At 64.5% G+C, this 408-nt stretch carries 1 protein-coding gene; it reads right to left on the bottom strand.

Annotated elements, in window-relative coordinates; translation table 11 throughout:
• Window positions 1-45: 45 nt before the first annotated feature.
• Window positions 46-396, bottom strand: a complete 351-nt coding sequence (locus IMZ11_RS46995) for an alcohol dehydrogenase catalytic domain-containing protein (RefSeq protein ID WP_374463297.1) — start codon at window positions 394-396, stop codon at window positions 46-48.
• Between the last annotated feature and the right edge of the window lie 12 nt (window positions 397-408).

Below are 408 nucleotides of genomic sequence, written 5' to 3'. Positions count from 1 at the left end.
CTTCCGACGCCGCCACTGGCACCGGTGACGAGTACTTCACCGTCACTAGGGGTGACCCCGTGTTGTTCGAGTGCCATCAGGCAAAGCATCGCTGTATAGCCCGCAGTGCCGATGGCAGTGGCCTGCGCCTCGGTGAACGAGGGGGGGGAGTGGCACTAGCCAGTCCGCCTGGAGCCGAGCGATCTGTGCAAGCCCTCCCCAGTGGGTCTCGCCCAGTCCCCAACCGTTCACCAGAACGTGATCACCGGGTTTGTAGCGCGCGTCATTGCTGGCCTCAACGACGCCGGCTAAGTCGATTCCCGGGACCATCGGGAAGCGACGGACGACGGGGCCCCTACCGGTGATGGCCAGGGCGTCTTTGTAATTGAGGCTGCTGTATGCGACCCGGACGGTCACTTGCCCCTCAGG

Origin of the sequence: Microtetraspora sp. AC03309 (assembly GCF_020826795.1) — a bacterium.
GTDB lineage: Bacteria > Actinomycetota > Actinomycetes > Streptosporangiales > Streptosporangiaceae > Microtetraspora > Microtetraspora glauca.
Note: the sequence above shows the minus strand (reverse complement) of the source record. Positions and strands in the feature narration are given on the sequence as shown.